The sequence below is a fragment of the Chryseobacterium gambrini genome, from assembly GCF_900156825.1.
Classification (GTDB): domain Bacteria; phylum Bacteroidota; class Bacteroidia; order Flavobacteriales; family Weeksellaceae; genus Chryseobacterium; species Chryseobacterium gambrini.
Genome location: NZ_FTOV01000020.1, coordinates 16230 through 32974, shown reverse-complemented (window position 1 = coordinate 32974; position 16745 = coordinate 16230). Strand labels below are relative to the sequence as shown.

Annotated in this window: 14 protein-coding genes; 2 read left to right on the top strand and 12 right to left on the bottom strand. The window is 37.6% G+C overall.

Going from position 1 to position 16745, the window contains the following annotated elements; all coding sequences use genetic code 11:
• Position 1: 1 nt before the first annotated feature.
• Complete coding sequence (locus BW951_RS20855; protein ID WP_076396385.1) at positions 2-727, top strand: hypothetical protein; 726 nt, start codon at positions 2-4, stop codon at positions 725-727.
• Between the two features lies 1 nt (position 728).
• Here the strand turns inward: BW951_RS20855 and BW951_RS20850 are convergent, their stop codons facing one another.
• The 5 genes from BW951_RS20850 to BW951_RS20830 form a co-directional block, all read right to left on the bottom strand.
• Positions 729-1877 (bottom strand): serine hydrolase domain-containing protein, encoded by a 1149-nt coding sequence (locus tag BW951_RS20850; protein WP_076396383.1) that lies wholly within the window; start codon positions 1875-1877, stop codon positions 729-731.
• Between the two features lie 97 nt (positions 1878-1974).
• Positions 1975-4224 carry a carbohydrate-binding domain-containing protein gene (locus BW951_RS20845; protein ID WP_076396381.1) on the bottom strand — a complete coding sequence of 750 codons (2250 nt, stop codon included), beginning with the start codon at positions 4222-4224 and terminating at the stop codon, positions 1975-1977.
• Positions 4221-4712: a T9SS type A sorting domain-containing protein gene (locus tag BW951_RS20840; RefSeq protein WP_076396379.1), complete on the bottom strand. Its 492-nt coding sequence runs from the start codon at positions 4710-4712 to the stop codon at positions 4221-4223. Before BW951_RS20840 ends, BW951_RS20845 begins: the two co-directional genes overlap by 4 nt.
• A 127-nt stretch (positions 4713-4839) precedes the next feature.
• Positions 4840-5736, bottom strand: coding sequence for a peptidase associated/transthyretin-like domain-containing protein (locus BW951_RS20835; RefSeq protein ID WP_076396377.1), 897 nt, complete (start codon positions 5734-5736; stop codon positions 4840-4842).
• A gap of 36 nt (positions 5737-5772) precedes the next feature.
• Positions 5773-6483, bottom strand: a complete 711-nt coding sequence (locus BW951_RS20830; RefSeq protein WP_076396375.1) for a Dph6-related ATP pyrophosphatase — start codon at positions 6481-6483, stop codon at positions 5773-5775.
• A gap of 211 nt (positions 6484-6694) precedes the next feature.
• Between BW951_RS20830 and BW951_RS20825 the strand changes: the two genes are divergently transcribed.
• Positions 6695-7447, top strand: coding sequence for a hypothetical protein (locus BW951_RS20825; RefSeq protein ID WP_116548209.1), 753 nt, complete (start codon positions 6695-6697; stop codon positions 7445-7447).
• A gap of 54 nt (positions 7448-7501) precedes the next feature.
• On the opposite strand, the gene BW951_RS20820 is transcribed toward BW951_RS20825, so the two are convergent.
• The 7 genes from BW951_RS20820 to BW951_RS20790 form a co-directional block, all read right to left on the bottom strand.
• Positions 7502-8623, bottom strand: coding sequence for a polysaccharide deacetylase family protein (locus BW951_RS20820; protein ID WP_076396371.1), 1122 nt, complete (start codon positions 8621-8623; stop codon positions 7502-7504).
• Complete coding sequence (locus BW951_RS20815; RefSeq protein WP_076396369.1) at positions 8623-9783, bottom strand: tetratricopeptide repeat protein; 1161 nt, start codon at positions 9781-9783, stop codon at positions 8623-8625. Before BW951_RS20815 ends, BW951_RS20820 begins: the two co-directional genes overlap by 1 nt.
• A 327-nt stretch (positions 9784-10110) precedes the next feature.
• Entirely contained in the window at positions 10111-10398 is a 288-nt protein-coding gene (locus BW951_RS20810) for a hypothetical protein (RefSeq protein WP_139326229.1), read from the bottom strand.
• A gap of 8 nt (positions 10399-10406) precedes the next feature.
• On the bottom strand, positions 10407-13754 hold the full coding sequence (locus BW951_RS20805; RefSeq protein ID WP_076396365.1) for a methylmalonyl-CoA mutase family protein: 3348 nt from the start codon (positions 13752-13754) through the stop codon (positions 10407-10409).
• Positions 13755-14083: 329 nt separating this feature from the next.
• Positions 14084-14989 (bottom strand): hypothetical protein, encoded by a 906-nt coding sequence (locus tag BW951_RS20800; protein WP_076396363.1) that lies wholly within the window; start codon positions 14987-14989, stop codon positions 14084-14086.
• Positions 14990-15001: 12 nt separating this feature from the next.
• Complete coding sequence (locus BW951_RS20795) at positions 15002-15814, bottom strand: hypothetical protein (RefSeq protein WP_076396361.1); 813 nt, start codon at positions 15812-15814, stop codon at positions 15002-15004.
• On the bottom strand, positions 15814-16719 hold the full coding sequence (locus BW951_RS20790) for a C1q-like domain-containing protein (protein WP_076396359.1): 906 nt from the start codon (positions 16717-16719) through the stop codon (positions 15814-15816). Before BW951_RS20790 ends, BW951_RS20795 begins: the two co-directional genes overlap by 1 nt.
• Positions 16720-16745: the final 26 nt, after the last annotated feature.

The following is a 16745-nucleotide window of genomic DNA, read 5'->3' as shown; positions in this document are numbered from 1 at the left end:
GATGTTTTCAAAAGAACAGGAACAGGAAATTACAGATTATCTTATGCTTCATAAGCTTCCTCTGGATATTTTGCTGGAAGTGAAAGATCACATGATTTCTCAGGTTGCAGATATTCAGACGGAAGAAAATTTAAATTTTCAGGATGCTTTTCATAAAACCCGGAAATTGTGGGAAAGTGAGTTTAAACGTACAACGTATTCCGCATTTTTTTCAGAAGAGATTCCAGTAATTGTGAAGAAAATCGTAAAAGAAAGGTATTTCAGTATTTTCAAAAAATCTTTGTTGTTGGGGTTGGTTTCAGCTGCGGTGAATTTTGCATCTGTTTTTCTGATGAAGGATGCCGAAATCTATTCTTTATTTTTCCAAATACAGAACGGGCTGTTTATTCTGTTTCCTGTCGCGATCTGGGCTCTGCATTACAAAATGCTTAAATACATTAAGTCTGATTACAAATACAAAGGTAAATTATATTATACCATGTATCAGCAGAATGCGGCAGTTACTATTTCCATGATCGGAATTATGGGGCAGATCGTTTCTAAAGAAGGAAATTATCCGTATCTGTATTTCAGAGAACATAACCACGATGAAATTGTTTATGTTCTGATCACCTTAATCCTTCCTTTTGTTGTTCAGGTGATGATTATTTTCGTGATGATTAATTTTTTTGAACATAAAAAATCATTAGAAAAAATGAAAGAGTTCCTGAATCTTTCTGCTGAATAATTTACATCTTCATTGCATTTCCTTTTGTAGAATTCATCTCCGAAATAGTGCTTTCCAGAGCATCTGTAATTTTTTTGATCTCAACGTGAGGTTTAAAAGTAAATCCTTTTCCCTGTTCCTCATCGGCGATATTAGAAAGAATAATAACCGAAGTTTTTGTTTCCGGATAAAAGATATTTAATGAAGGAGAACCTTTAACGTAACCGCTGTGGAAAAATGCCGACGGTTTTCCGATGTTGCTCATAATTCCGTATCCATAACCCATTTTCCCGAAAATAGCATGATGTCTTTCTGCACTTTTAGATTCAAACTTTTTCAGTGTTTCAGGACGGAGGATTTTTCCGCTGTATAAAGCAGTGTTCCACACATGAAGATCGTTAATGGTGGATAAAATTCCGCCTGCAGGAACTCCGATATCTTTACTGGCGAGTCTTTTCGGCATATTCTGGATCTCTTCGAAGTTTTTTCTGTTACCTAAATAAGCTCCGGCAAAGTTTTCTCCCTCAAAAGAAGTCGCAGTTGAAGAATGATTCATTCCGGCTGTTTTAAATAAATCCAAAACATTTTCGTCATACGATTTACCCGAAACTTTTTCCACAATTTTTCCCAATGTATTAAAACCGTCGTTGGAATAAAAGAAATCTGTTCCGCTTTTAAACTGGAGCTTTCCGCCTAAAGTATTCAGTCCCGAAGTATGGTTCAGAAGCTGATGAATGGTAATGTTTTCGTAATTTTTATTTTGAAACTCCTTTAAATACGTTGAAACTTTATCGTCTACATTCAGTTTTCCCTGTTCCATCTGAAGCAGAATTAAAACAGCGGTAAATTGTTTGCTTACAGAACCGATAGCAAAAACAGTACTGTCATTCATTTTTAACTGATCTTTAAAATCTGCAAAGCCCTGATTTTTTCTGTACAGCTCAACCGAATCTTTGAAAACCGCCACACTTCCGTTAAACTGATATTTTTTGAAAACAGAATCGATCTGGTTTTTCAGAAGACTTTTTTCAAAAGCAATGATCGTACTGTCTGCAATTGCCTGTTTGTCCACTTTTTTTTCGGACGGAATAAATGGAATCTCTTTTTGACAGGAAATTAAACTGACAGAAATAGAAGCACAAAGAGCAGAGAAAAGTAATTTTTTAATCATTTATTGTTTTTCTTTCAGGAAGCAATTTTTATGCCCCTGTTACGAAAAAGCCTCCTAATTTTCATTAAGAGGCTGGTTGTAAATTATTAAATGGTAATTAGAATGATACTGTATTTACGGTATTGGTTGCTGAAGTGGTAAATGTACTTTTAAGCGTTCCTCCGGAAGTAGAATAAGTTCCTCCGGTGTATAATCCCCATCCTGAAGTTCCTCCTACATAGCTTCCGCCGGTATAACTTCCGCCAAAATAAACCTTATAAGTAGTACTGTTTGCAAGATTCGGACTGGAAAAATGGAAATAATACACTCCGTTTTTAGGCTTGAAGGTTACCATTTCCGTTCCCGAAGCATTTTCAATATGCAGCATAGAAGTGGCTGCAAGCTGTGCGCTGGATTTCAGGAACATACTTACCTGTGCGGAAGCAGCTCCCATTGCTTTAGTCATACTTGCATTCGATCCCGCAGAAATCAGAAAACCTCCGTTCATTAAAAAAGTTCCGTTGTAATCAATTCCTTCTTCCGGCTGACTTGTCGGTCCGTTTACAATAGTTGTTCCGCCTGTAATGGTGATATTTCCGTTACTGTCGATCGCGTCGCTTCCTGCTACGATATTAATTCCTCCGGTAATGTACAGATGGCTGTTGTCATTAGATTCCGTTCCTCCGGCAACTGTTCCGTAGGTTGCGTTAATTCCGTCATTGGAAGCTGTAATATTGTTTACTCCGCCTGCTAAAGTAATGATCGGCGCTTCTACACCTTCACCGACTCCCGAAGTGGAAGAAATTGCAGAAACCGTATTTGTTCCGCCATTTATGGTAACCGAGGCATCCGAATGGATCCCGTCATCTGTAGAATTAAACGTATTGTTTCCGTTGTTGATTGTAACGGCTCCGGTTGCGACCAAAGTTTTCGGGTGACTGTAATCTGTTCCGGATACTAAAAATCTGGCTCCTGTCGTTTTAATCAGTAAAACAGGATTTCCTGTTGCGCTTCCTATCGTTATCGTTCCGTCTGCTTTTAAGCCTTTTCCTCCTGTTCCCGAACTTGTTGTCGTCACTGAACCTGCATTAATCAGAAGATTTCCGTCTGCAGTAATGGCGGAAGAAGAATAGGAATCCAAAACGCCCGTTGTATTGGTGTAAGTAGCTCCGTTTCCTGCCGTTGTAATCGTTAAATTTCCATTATTGACTGTGATATTCTGAGCGGCTGAAATTCCTTTCCCTCCGTTTGCCGTAGAAGCTAAAGAAAGATTGAAGGTTCCTCCGTTTACAATAACGCTTGCATCGGTTTTTATTGCTGTGGAATACGAAGGATCGTAGCCGCTTCCTGAAGCGGTAAGAACGGCTGCTCCCGAAAGTGAAGCAGTAATATTTCCTCCGTCGAAAGTAATATTTCCTTTTGCACTGATGGCTTTCGATTGTGCGCCTGTTAAAGTTAAATTAAATGTGCCTCCCGAAATTCCGATGGTTGAAGTTCCTGTTTTAATCGCTTTTACATCGGCTGAAGCCAAAGTTGCGGTTACATTTCCTCCCGAAATAGAGATCGCTGTATCTCCTGCATCTATTGCGTCCCCAGTTGCTGTGATGTTTACCGTTCCGCTGCTCATGACATAACCTTCCGAATGAAAACCGTCTGATGCGGCGGAAGTTACTGTAATATTTCCGTTCTGAACTTCAATTCCTGCCGAAGTGGAAACGCCGTGTTTTTTAATTCCTTTGATGTTTAAAGTTCCTGTTCCTGTAAAAATTATTTTTCCGTCGGTTTGTAATGTCCCGTTTTTTGTGCTTGAAGAACCGTCTGTTAACGAATTTGTTGTCCCTGCCTGAATTGCAAATGTATGAGTTTGTCCGCCTGTAATATTAATGGCAGGTCCGGAAGCGTTGGTAAGATTTAAATTATTCATTACAAAACTTGCGGGAAGAGAAGAGCTCATCGTGAGACTTCCTGTTGTGCTTGTTCCCAGTAAATTATATTCTAAATTATTGATGGTTGCTGTTGAAACAACATTCACCGTTCCGCCTGTTGCCGTAATATTAACCCCCTGATTAGAATAAGGATTGATAATGGTTGCGTTTTCCGAACCTTTGTAAATGATATAAATTTTGGTTAAGCTAACCGCAGTAGTAGAGAAGGTTAAGCTGTCAACGGTGCTTTTCGGTAAGTCTAAACTTGTTGCAGCTCCGCTTATGTGAAATTTTGTATAATTTGAGTCAAATTTAATACTGTCGACAACCGGAGTAGGGGAAGCGTACATATTATTTCCCGAATTATGCGCCACAATATTGCTTTGGGCTTTTAATCCAAAAGACAAAATAAACGCAATTACTATATATAAATGCTTTCTCATTTTTTGATCAGTTTTAAAGTTGTGTTATTAACCTGCACCAGATAAAAGCCTTCTCTGAAGCTGCTGACATTGATGTCTTCATTGGGTTGATAAGTTCCCGACAGAACAAGTCTTCCTTCAGCAGAATAGATTTTCACTTTTAAAGATTCTTTTTTGTCTGATGTTATTCTGATGAATTCTGCGGAAGGATTCGGATATAACCTGATCTGGTCTTTATTTATCCCGATTTCCTGAGTGGCTAAAATAGATGACGAAAAAGTAATTTTCCGGATAATACCGGTCGGGATAGAAATATCGGAAGCGGAACTCGCGGTTTTTACCAACAAATTGCTGCCTGAAAAGTAAAGTTTTCCGCTGTTTTCAATCGTGTAGTTCTGTGTGGAACCCGTGTAATAGGTAACTTTTATTGTTGTCTGTGCAAAGGAAACTGTAGCAAACACAAATAAAAGCAAACACATCATTTTACTGAAAGGTTTTGCTATGTTCATTGTCAAATTAATTTATATTTCAAAATTAATTTTTAGTTAACATTGAAAAAATAATTTGAGGTAAACAGTAAAAATGTGTCGGTGAATGAGAAATATTTAATTAAAATAAATTTTTATTGAAGGATTCTTATTTTACAAAAACAATAAAAATGTCTTTTACGAGATCACTTTCGGTGAAAAATTTAGTATAAGGTTTCGGGATGTAATAAATATCGTATTTGCTGCTGTACAAAGAATAACTTTTGTTGTACAGTTTGTAATCAAGTCTTTTACCGTGTAGAAAAACAATTGAATTTTCTTCGGCATACGGCGGACCGAAACTAACTTCTCCCAACTCTTTATAAGCTCCATTGTCCGGAAGTTTGATCACTGTATTCTGTCTGAGTTCATTTCTGCTGAATACTTTCAGCTTTTGATCGAAGCTATAAGAAAAAGGGCTGAATTCTAACAGATAATTCTCTTCCTGAATTAATTCCTGAGGAATTTCCAGTGAATAAAAACCATCTTCGTCCGTTTCTGTAGAATATATCTTGTTGATGGTAATTAAACTGACATACGCTTTAACCGGTTTTCCTTCTTCGTTGGTTATAACTCTTCCGAAGGCGGTTAATTTTTCACTTCCGTCCGTGTTTTTTCTTTGAGTTTTCTCTGTGGATGAATTTTTTCCGGAAAGGACAACCTGAGTTTTTGAAACATCTTTGGTCTGCGCAGGAAGCGTATTCGCCAAACTCGCTGTTAATGCAATTCCTGCAGCAACTTTTGTAAAAGTATTTTTTCTGTGGGAAATATTTTCAGGAATTGAAATGATCTCTTCCCATTTTTGTTCAGGCTTTTTGTTCACAAGTATTCCGCAGAATTTTTCCCCATGATTTCGTTCTGTAATATCTGAAATTTCCGAGTGGCTAAGCTTGGTAAGATCATACACTTTTTTGGAACAGAGACCGCAAAATTTTCCTTCCGGAATATCGCGCATGTTTTCCAGAGATTCTTCACAAGGCTTTTCAATTCTAAGATAAGGTCTCATTGGTTTAGTTTAAACGAGAACGGAGAAAGAGCGGAATTATTTTACAATCAGATCGCAGAACCAGAAAACATATTCGTCATCTTCGCTGTTTTCATCAGATTTCGGTTTCGGATATGTTTTTTTTACAATTTCTCCGATTTCAAACTCAACGGGATTTTTAAAAATAGGTCCGTTAAAAGTAAAAGTATGAAATTCGCCATTTTCTCCGCATACATCTACATTTTCAGGTAAATCTTTAATGAAGTCTTCATCAATAATTCTTCCGGCAAAACTTTTATCGAGATAGGTTTCGTTCACGCAGGTAACAATGGTTTTAAAGCCAAGATCTAAAAATTCACGGATGAGGTCGGTTGTATTGATTTTCCATAAAGGAAAGACTCCTTCCATTCCGATGGAGCGTAACTGGTCTTCGCGGTATTTCTTTAAATCTTCCAGAAAAATATCCCCGAAAATAGAATGGGTAATGCCTTGAGATTTCAAATCATTCATCGTTTTGCTCATCAGTTCACGGTATTCTTCCATTGTAGGTTCTTTCGGAAGTTCCATTTTAATGAGAGGAAAGCCTAAACTTTCTGCCTGCTTTTCCAACAGCGAAACATGAACGCCATGCATGGAGATTCTCTGAAATTCTTTATTAATGCTTGTAAGCAGAGATGTGACTTCAAATTTTTCTTCCTTTAAAATTTTATATAAAGCTAAAGCAGAATCTTTTCCGCTGCTCCAGTTGAAAATGGCTTTCGGTTTCATTGTTTAGGTAATGTTTTTCAAAAATAATCAGATTGATTCAAAAGTCAGTTGACAATTGTACATATTTATTGAAATTATGGTTGTTTGCATTGTATTAGATTATTTTAACTAAATGTTAATAAAAGTTCATATATAATTTTATTTTAGTCAGTTATAAGGATTTATGGTGGGTAATAATGTTATATATTTGCACCTGCTAATTTTTGTGACCGTGAAAAAGATTTTTTTTATTCTTTCTATTTTATTTTTGAGTGAAATGAATGCTCAGAATGTGGGGATTAATTCCGTTACCCCGCAAATGACTCTGGATGTAAACGGAGTGGCTTCTACCGTAGCTAAAGCCGACGGAATGAGAGCTCCCAGAATAACATTGGCCCAACTGAACGCAAAAACAGGGTATAATTCCAATCATGTAGGAGCTTTGCTTTATATTACCAGTGTTGCAGGTGGTTCTACCGTAGCTGCTACAGCACAGATTACGACGGTTGGATATTATTATTTTGACGGTACTGCATGGCAGTCGGTAGTTGCCAAAACAGGTACAGCGGTTTTTATTGCTTCTTTAGGAAACGGAGACGGTTCTGCTACGGCGGCTACAATTAATTCCGGAGCATTTACAACAGTTCCGCTTTCAACCGTCAGTAAAAATGTAGGCGGAGGGATCTGGACTCCCGCAACCAACACGTATACCGTGCCTAATTCAGGAACGTATCTCATCAAATCGAGTATAAGACTGATAGACGGAAGCGCAAGTAGGAATGTATTTCAGGCAGTAAATACGTCTAACTCGGATATTCCTGAAGGAATCTGGGACACGAATCCCGGAAACCGATGGACAATGCTTTATACAAGAATTGCTTATTTTAATAAAAACGATCAGCTAAGACTTTATATATATTCTGACGGAGCAGCAGCTAATATTTCGGATGCTTCGCTGAATATTGTTTTGCTAAGCCAGAACTAAAGTCCTTTTGAAATAAAATAAACCCCTTAGAGAATTTCTCTGAGGGGTTTAATTTTATATTTTTTCAGGTTTGAGCCATTTGATCTGGCAATCCTTAAAGTATTCGTTAATTGCAGGAAGTGCTGCCGATGCTTTTGGATGAACGTCGTGAAATAAGATAATTCCCTTTCTCCACAAAAGCATTAAAGTAATAACCCTTGAAGAGACTTCCTGAGAAGAAATTTTTTCACTCCAGTCCTGCGAATCGATATTCCATAAAAGAACAGGTTGTTTATTTTTCAACAGATATTGTATGATCTCTTTGTTTCTTTGTCCGTAAGGCGGACGAAAATAAAACGTCTTATTATTAAAATCAAAAACATCTTTGATGATACCGTTGCTCGCATCGATCTGCGATTTCCAGTCGGAAAGATACTGATGCGATTTGTGAACCATGCTGTGCGAACCAATCCAGTTTTCTCCATACATTGATGAAACACTGCTTTTGCCGTTTGCTGCAATTCTCTGTTGTAATTTATCTCCCGATAAAAAGAAAATGCCTGTAAGGTTTTGTTCTTTTAAGATGTTAATCAATTGATCTGTATGACCATTTTTCGGAGTCGGGCCATCATCAAACGTGAGAAGATAATTTTTGTCGTTTAATTCAAAACCATTTTTCTCAGTTGGATCTAATGTATTGATTTCACTAGTTCTTTTATTGGATTTTGCAGCCAGACGAAGACATTCTAAAATGTATGTTTTGTAAAAATTTTTAGAATTCCGATACCAGTTTTTTAGATTTTCAGGTAATTCGTCTGAAAGTTTTTTTGTTGCTAAAACCAATTCAGGGTAAGTAGGATTTACTTTCACGGAAATTACTTCGGAAAGAGCATTTGTTTCAAGATTTTTAAAATTAGCAACCAGCCGATCCTCAGTCTGCTTTTTCCATATTTTTATCCCTTCAGAAGTTCCGTCTTTCACCCCCAAAGTTTTAAATAACTCTGTCTCACCGACAGAATTAATTTCATTGAATCTCTGTAAAAACACCAGCATTTCCATTTTGGAAGCAACATCAAAATCTTTACTGCTCTTCATGGGTAATTTCCAAAGATCGCGATTGGCTGTCGCAATGTTGGAAGGCCCCTGTGAGAAGATGATATTTGAAATCAGAATGAATAATAAAAGAAGCTTTTTCATTATCTCATTTTTGATTTTACTCTCAGAATAGCTTTATCGTAGACCGGATTTTCTTTATTTTCTTTTGCCAAGCCGTAATAATAAAGAGCATCTGAATATTGACCGCTGTTTTCGTAAATTTTGGCAATGTTGTAGTAAGAATTTGCTTTAACGGTATTGTCGGTTGCAAATTTAATAGCTTCACGGTTTGCCCAGATTGCTTCTGCATTTCTTCCGATTTTGCTGAATGCAAGTCCAAGATTACTGTAGATTTGTCCGTCAAAAGGATTGTATTCCAACGCTTGCTGATAATAATTAACCGCCTGTTCCATTCTGCCGGAATGATAAAAATTTTCACCTTGTTTATTAATATCAAAAGCTGTCTGTCTGTTGTTTTCCGTAATAGAATTAATTGGTGTTGAAGAATATCTGTAGTTGCTTAATAAGCTCCTCACGCCTTCCCAAGAAGTAGAATTTTCAAAGTTATTGATATCAATAATATTCCCGGATTCATCAATCATGAAAACCACCCAAACGGTTCCTTTTTTACGTTTTGGTACATCATAACTTTTAATCAGGGTATTTCCTATATAAACATAAACTTTTGCATTGCTTATATTGGAAAGGTTATCATTATCCACTCTGTTTTTATCGGAGTAATCATGAACCGCATAAATATATTTTTGATTCTGAGCTCTTTTTTCAATCGTAATAGTTTCAGGACCAAAACTATCTGTATCGTCTACATCAAGATTGGCGTTGGTTCCTTCTTTGTGATAATAGCAAATATGATTGTTCGGATAAGAAAGATGCGAATCCAGATCAGAAGGAGATTTTCCCCAGCTTAAAACAATTCTCATTCCGTCCAGATCTTCCATAACAGGGCTTAAAGCGTACGTCAGACCGCCAAAAGGACCTTTTGTAACCAGTGTGGAATAGCCTTCTTTTTTGATGATTAAAGTGATCTCATTGTTGGCATCAACGAACTGTGGAGGAATAACGGCTTTTCCTGAAGCATCCGTATTGACCGTTTCTGAAGTTTCACCGTTTTTCTGGAAGATAATTTGTGCATTGGGAATAACTTTGTCTTTAACGACTGCACTTAAAACCAATAACTCATTGTTCTTTTGAGCAAAAATAAAGGATTGCCAAAAAACGAACAGCAAAAGAATTTTTTTCATGGAATGTTTTTATTTAATTGGCATCAAATATAAATAAACCTCTGATACAATAAGATGATTAAACGGATATTTATTTTAAATTTTTAAAAGTCTCATAGAATTTTTGTTGTTCGAGGATTTCTTTTCTGAACTTTTCGGCGACATCCAAATCTGTTTTTTTAAGCGGAATACTTTCCTTAAAATTAGAATAATTAATCTCCCTTCTATATTTTATGTAGCTGTCTTCTTTTACATCTTTTTAATTAGATCCCAAAAATACAAAAAACCTCAAAGAAAATTCCTTGAGGTTTTATTTGTGTGAAATTTTTCTTAATAAGGTTTATAAGATTAGTCAAAAATCTTTCCTCCACGTTTAAAAAGTTCATCCCAAGTGATGCCTTTTGTTGCTAATCCTCTCTTGGTTTGAATTGTTTTGTAAAGGATTTTTCTTCCATCAGAAAGCTGTAATTCAATTTGATCTATAGATTCTTCAATATTGTTTCCTCCAGCCCAAGCTCTGACACTATTTCGAATTCTATTTACTGTCGTCATATTGCCATAAAGTCTAAAGGTCTCTGAAATCTTTCCTTTGTCTAAACCTGGATGTATAAAAGTTAAATATCCAAAATTTTCCATAGGTATGATTACATATTTCTTCTATACTTCCCGCCCACTTCAAACAAAGCATTGGTAATCTGTCCAAGAGAACAGTATTTCACAGCATCCATCATCACTTCGAATAAGTTTTGCTGATTAATTGCGGCGTGTTGCAGTGTTTTCAGGGCGGCTTCCGATTTGTCTTCATTGGATTTCTGGAAATTATGAAGCATTTCAATCTGGAACTGCTTTTCTTCCTCCGTTGAACGGATGACTTCTCCCGGACGAACCGTTGGCGAACCGTCTTTTCCTAAGAACGTATTCACTCCGATAATCGGATATTCTCCGGTATGCTTCAGCCATTCGTAATGCATTGATTCTTCCTGAATTTTTGAACGTTGGTACATCGTTTCCATTGCGCCCAAAACACCGCCTCTTTCCGTGATTCTGTCGAATTCTGCGTAAACTGCTTCTTCCACCAAATCCGTCAATTCTTCAATAATAAATGAACCTTGTAGGGGATTTTCATTTTTCGCCAATCCTAACTCTTTATTGATAATCAACTGAATTGCCATCGCTCTTCTTACGGATTGCTCAGTCGGAGTTGTAATTGCCTCGTCATAAGCGTTGGTGTGCAATGAATTACAGTTGTCGTAAATTGCATACAACGCCTGTAAAGTGGTTCTGATATCGTTGAAATCAATTTCCTGAGCGTGAAGAGAACGTCCCGAAGTCTGGATGTGGTATTTCAACATCTGGCTTCTTTCGTCGGCTCCGTATTTCAGTTTCATCGCTTTTGCCCAGATTCTTCTTGCCACACGTCCGATTACTGAATATTCAGGATCAATACCGTTGGAGAAGAAGAACGATAAGTTCGGTGCAAAATCGTTGATGTCCATTCCTCTTGACAGATAATATTCAACATAGGTGAAACCATTTGCCAAAGTAAATGCCAACTGAGAAACCGGATTGGCTCCCGCTTCCGCAATATGATATCCTGAAATGGAAACGGAGTAGAAGTTTCTTACTTTTTCTTTGATAAAATATTCCTGAACGTCACCCATTAATCTCAAAGCAAATTCAGTAGAGAAAATACAGGTGTTCTGCGCCTGATCCTCCTTTAAAATATCTGCCTGAACGGTTCCACGAACAGTTGCAATGGTTTTCGCTTTAATTTCTGCATACACATCAGTCGGAATAATTTCATCTCCTGTAATTCCCAATAGTTTTAATCCTAAACCGTTATTGGAAGGCGGCAATTCTCCGTTGTATTTTGGTCTTGCTAAACCTTTGTCGTCGAATTTCGCTTTTAAAACTTCCTCAACCTTAGCCTCAAGCTTATTCTCAACAATATATTTCTCCACATTCTGGTCGATGGCTGCATTCATAAAGAAAGCCAACAACATCGGCGCAGGTCCGTTAATCGTCATTGAAACCGAAGTTAGTGCATTCACCAGATCAAATCCTGAATATAGTTTTTTAGCATCGTCCAAAGTGGCAATAGAAACGCCCGCATTTCCGATTTTGCCATAAATATCCGGCGGTAAAGCAGGATCCTGCCCGTAAAGAGTTACCGAGTCAAAAGCCGTAGATAAACGTTTTGCAGGCATTTCCGCAGAAACGTAGTGGAATCTTCTGTTGGTTCTTTCAGGACCTCCTTCTCCGGCAAACATTCTCGTAGGATCTTCTCCAGTTCTTTTGAAAGGATAAATTCCCGCAGTATAAGGGAAGCTTCCCGGAAGGTTTTCCTGTCCTTTCCATTTAATCAGATCACCCCAGTCGTTGTATTTCGGTAAAGAAATTTTCGGAATTCTTAGGTGGGATAAAGATTCTGTTGAGGTTTCCACCTTAATTTCTTTTCCTCTTACGAAATAGGAATAAAATTCAGCTTTGAAAGCCTCTTTCGTATTGTCCCATGTTTTAAGGAAGTCTATGTTTTCCTGTTGAAGTTCCTTTTCAGCTTTCTGATATTCAGCATCTAATGTTTCATTGGAAAGGAAATTTTTAACGCCTTCAATATGATACATTTTTCTTGCTAACTCAGCCTGTTTTTCAACATTCGCATCGTACTGTCTGTTGTTTTCAACGATTTCGGAAAGATAACGGACTCTTTTAGGAGGAATAATCGTTACTTCGTCTGTAATTTCCTGTTCAACAAATGTTTTTAAATTTAAATCAGCAAATTTATCGTTGACTTTTGCAACCAGTCTGTTGTATAATTCTGTTGTTCCGTGATCATTGAACTGAGATGCTTTTGTAGCATACACAGGCATTTCATCCAATGGCTGTTCCCATAACAGGTGGTTTCTCTGGAACTGTTTTCTTACGGCTTGAAGGGCATCAAGAGCGCCACGTTTGTCAGATTTATTTAAAGCAACCAAATCTGCGTAATCCAACATATCGATTTTCTCCAACTGTGTGGAAGCTCCGTATTCCGGAGTCATTACATACATTGAAACATCCGCAAAGTCTGAAACTTCCGAGCCGGATTGTCCGATACCTGAAGTTTCCAGAATGATAACATCGGGATGAGCCAGTTTCAATACATTCAATGCAGAATGAATGAATGGAGAAACTGAAACGTTATTTTCTCTTGTCGCCATTGAGCGCATATACACTCTTGGATCATTAATCGCGTTCATACGGATTCTGTCTCCCAAAAGTGCACCTCCTGTTTTCTTTTTAGAAGGGTCGATCGAAATGATCGCAATTTTTTTATCAGTATTGGAACGTAGGAAACGTCTTACCAATTCATCTGTTAAGGATGATTTTCCGGCTCCTCCGGTTCCTGTGATCCCGATAATCGGAATATGTAAGTCTTTTGATTTTTCGTCGATCGCTTTTACCAGTTCCGGTTTTTCTTCCGAGAAGTTTTCAACGGCAGAAATGATTTTAGCAATGCTTGTAGAATTTTCAAAACTGATTGAATCCAGATCTTTTACATCAATATCTTTTCCTGTTGCGAAATCTGATTTCTGAACCAAATCGTCGATCATTCCCTGTAAACCAAGTTCACGACCATCATCCGGAGAATAAATTCTGTCGATTCCGTAAGACATGATATCTTCGATTTCTTCGGGCAGAATTACACCGCCTCCGCCACCGAAAATTTTGATCTGCGGAGAGTTTTTCTCTCTTAAAAGGTCATAGATGTATTTGAAATATTCATTGTGACCACCCTGATAAGAGGTTAATGCAATGGCATTTGCATCTTCCTGAATCGCAGTATTTACTACTTCTTCAGCCGATTTATCGTGTCCAAGGTGGATAACTTCGCATCCTGTTCCCTGAATCACACGGCGCATAATATTAATCGCAGCATCATGACCGTCGAATAGCGACGCAGCCGTCACGATTCTGACTTTATTTTTTGGAGTGTATTTTTGGGTTTCCATAAAAGATTTAGAAAATTTCTGAATTTTTCAAAGATAAAAAAATTGATCAGAGGAGCTCACATAAATGCAGATTTATTTGATTGCAGTAAAATGATAAAGAGAAGATAGGCGTTTTTAAACTTCGTATTAAGGTACTTTACATTAAAAAGGAGGAAATATACTCCCTCCCTCTTGCTGATTTTTTTAATAGTATATAGTATCTGTGTTCTTTTAAAATAAGAATAATAGCTTTTAAATTGTTAAAATTATCCACTTATTGAGTCATAGTTCCGGTTTTCAGTGAAATTCGTTGGTGTTTATATTTTTGCGTCATCAATTTTGCACTACATTTATTGCTCAACGATAGTAAGAGTGTTATATGAAGAATCATTAATCAGATTAACTCCGATTCCGGGGTTCAAGTCTACCCAAGCCAAAGGATAAAGTCTTTGTCCAGCTGTTAAATGTACAGTAACGGTACAGTTGCTGCCGACAAGCGTAGAAATAATAGTTCCACTTGAATTGCGGCTGTTTGCAGGAAAATTGTTGGCACATTTCAGGCGGTTTAGGATAGTTGTCGCATCACTTCTTACTTCCCATATAGCTTCAATTTGGTTAGGATCGTCAAATGTTGTATTTTGAAAAGCCTGAACCAATGTATTGGCTGCAAAAGTAAAAGTTGCCAGATAATTTCCTGTCCGAGGTGCAGTAAAATATCCTCCCGTAGGATTTGTTTCCCCGGCGCCGTTTGATCCTGCTGTAAAATTATTATTAGAATCATAAATTTTATTCCATCCGAAATAATAAGACGTCCTGTGAGGAATATTCGGTGTATCTGTTTTATTTGCAATAACTACAGATTTGTTAGAGTTTGTGGTACTTTCTATGTTTACCCACTCTAAGCCGTTGCTGTATTGCAGTATAGTTCCGTTGTACCGCAAAGCGCCTTCTTTGGCTGCGTCTGCGGTAAGAGTAGTATTACCGATGCCTATGGCGCTGTTGTTTCCTGCTGTAGTCCTTACATCCAGTTTTACTTTTGGCGAACTGTTTCCTATGCCGATGTAGCCTTCTGTACCTGCTGAATTTGATATGATAAAGTCGTCCACAACAGTGGTGCTTGTAGGAGCTGCGTTGAGATTGTTTTTTGAAGCATCAACATGAAATATTCCTACAGGTACAGAAGTGTCAATACCCAACTGAGCGGAGATATCTTGAAATGCAAAAATAATGAGGAGTAAGAGATATTTTTTTTTCATTTTTCATTTTTTTTAAATTCCGAAAATCGTTAATGTTGTTTTTGCCGGGTCGGAAGCAATAATTTTGTTTCCGCCGGTAACATTTTTTACCTGCACATTTACTGTGTCGTTTTGTTTCAGGTTAAAAATGGCGGTACACGCTCCTGAAGCAGAAATATTGCTGTTGGAACTTCCAGGATAAGAAGAAACACATTTGAAAGTCTGTATATTATTATTGGTTCTGTTGCTGGTAATGATAGCTTCTACGTATGCATTGGTTCCTAAAGTCGCTGTCTGAAATTCGAAATTGAAAGTAACCAGATATCGCCCGTCTTTATTTGCTGAAAAGATGCCTGTGGCGGGATTAAAACTCTCCGTTAAATCTTTGTTCTCAGACCAGTTTACCACGGTTGAAGTAGTATTGTCATTAACAGACTGGCTGGAAACCTTACCCGCAAGGACAAATGCATTGGGGGTTACTACGGGCAATACAATCCATGTTGTTCCATCAGAATATTCCAGATTGGTTCCGTTGTATCGAACTGCGCCTGAACCCGCATTTGAGGCGGTTTGGGAAGTGTTTCCGACAGCAATGGCATTGTTGTCTCCTTTTGAGCGTACATCAACCCGCGTTACAGGGTTTTTGGTTCCTATTCCCAGAAATCCGTTTTCGTTAATTACTACATCATCATAATAATAACTTGCATCAGCTGACGGAATTTGAGGATTATTTTTTTTGGCATCTACGTGTAAAACATTTTCGGGATTTGACGTACCTATTCCTACATTTTGTGCGGAGATCTTGCCAAATAGTAAAAATCCTATCAGTATAATATATTTCATCATTATTGTTCGGTTATCGTTAAATGGTTAAAACCCTGCTCTGGATTGGAGAGATCGTTTACTGCGGTGGAGGAGGGAAGTCTCATGCTTAGATTTCCGTTATAAGTAGTCTGTCTTATGGTTGCATAAACTTTTTCGTTGGTAGTAAGAGGTATTGCGCCTACACAGGATCCTCCTATCTGCGACTGACGGGCATAAGTAACACCGGAATTATCACCGTAAGAGGCTAAACTGCGGACACATCTTTTTTCGACAGAGGTAGCTCCGGTTTCTGTGATTTTTACAAAATCAACTTCTATGACACCTCCTTTCAATACCCAATATCTCACCATATCGTAAGTGAATGTCAAAAGGTATATTCCGTTACGGGGTGCCGTAAACTCTCCGGATGACGGATCGAATGCATTTTTGTTATCTGTAAATTTTTCAAATTGGGTAACCTTTTTATCCGTATTGTAAGGAAACTGATATTGTGCCTGAAAGGCAGCTGCACGGATTCTTGCCACTACATTTGTTTTTTCGATATCAGGCGTTTTTAGCTGAAACCATGCCGTTCCGTCGGAATATTGAATTACCCCTCCGTTTACAGGGGCATAGCGTACAGCACCGGCGGAGACTTGTGTTGCTGTTTGTGAGGTATTTCCTATGGCTAAAGAATTGTTGCTTCCTGCAGAACGCAGATCCAATTTTACGAGCGGAGTAATTGTTCCGACTCCTACATTTCCGTTTGAATCTATAGTGAAGTCATTTGCAGTCTGGATATTGTTAGGAATTCCTGTTGCAGGATTGTCTCTGTTTCCGTCTATATGAAATTTTTTTTGAGGATTACTGGTATTAATACCTACCTGAGAATTACACAGCTGAAAAAATAACAGTATTGTTATTAAAAGAAACTTACATTTTTTCATTCTATTATCTTATGTTTTTTGCAAAG